Origin of the sequence: Bordetella pseudohinzii (genome assembly GCF_000657795.2) — a bacterium.
GTDB lineage: Bacteria > Pseudomonadota > Gammaproteobacteria > Burkholderiales > Burkholderiaceae_B > Bordetella > Bordetella pseudohinzii.
This window is the reverse complement of record NZ_JHEP02000042.1, coordinates 1-1,039: the sequence shown is the minus strand read 5'-3', so window position 1 is coordinate 1,039 and position 1,039 is coordinate 1. Positions and strand designations below refer to the sequence as shown.

The window sequence follows — 1,039 nt, the reverse complement described above, 5'->3', positions numbered from 1 at the left end:
TCGGCGGTCAGCACGTATTTCAGGTCATAGAGCACATGCTCGGGCTTGCCGAGCTTGCGGATGGCCGCCGCGCCCATGTCCACGAACTGCTGGTGCGACACCGCCAGGATGATGGCGTCGTAGCTGCCCTGGGACGGCTGGGCGATCGGCGTGATGCCGTATTCGTGCTTGGCCTCCTCGGCATCGACCCAGGGATCGTAGACATCGACGTCCACGCTGTACTCGCCCAGCTCCTTGATGATGTCGACCACGCGCGTGTTGCGCAGGTCCGGGCAGTTTTCCTTGAAGGTCAGGCCCATCACCAGCACCTTGGCGCCCTGCACATGCAGCCGCTTCTTGGTCATGCACTTGACCAGCTGCGACACCGCATAGCCGCCCATGGAGTCGTTCAGGCGGCGGCCCGCCAGGATGATCTCCGGGTGGTAGCCGATGGACTGCGCCTTGTGCGTCAGGTAGTAGGGATCCACGCCGATGCAGTGCCCGCCCACCAGGCCCGGACGGAAAGGCAGGAAGTTCCACTTCGTGCCGGCCGCCTGCAGCACCGCCTCGGTGTCGATGCCCATGCGGTTGAAGATCAGCGCCAGCTCGTTGATGAGGGCGATATTCACGTCCCGCTGCGTGTTCTCGATCACCTTGGCGGCCTCGGCCACGCGGATGCTCGAAGCCTTGTGGGTGCCGGCGACGATGATTTCCTTGTAGAGCTGGTCGACCAGCTCGGCGACTTCCGGGGTCGAGCCCGAGGTCACTTTCTTGATGGTCGAGACGCGGTGCGCCTTGTCGCCCGGGTTGATGCGCTCGGGGCTGTAGCCGGCGAAGAAATCGACGTTGTACTTCAGGCCCGAGACACGCTCCAGCACCGGCACGCAGTCTTCTTCGGTCGCGCCCGGGTAGACGGTCGATTCGTAGATCACGATGTCGCCGCGCTTGAGCACCGCGCCTATGGTCTCGCTGGCCTTGATCAGCGGGGTCAGGTCGGGCTGCTTGAAATCATCGATGGGCGTGGGCACGGTCACGATGAAGACATTCGCCTTGCCCAGCT

Annotated in this window: 1 protein-coding gene; it reads right to left on the bottom strand. The window is 63.8% G+C overall.

What is annotated here, in order from left to right; all coding sequences use genetic code 11:
* The coding region (gene tviB / locus L540_RS21145) for a Vi polysaccharide biosynthesis UDP-N-acetylglucosamine C-6 dehydrogenase TviB (protein ID WP_048026773.1) at positions 1-1,039 on the bottom strand (1,039 nt) is incomplete at both ends.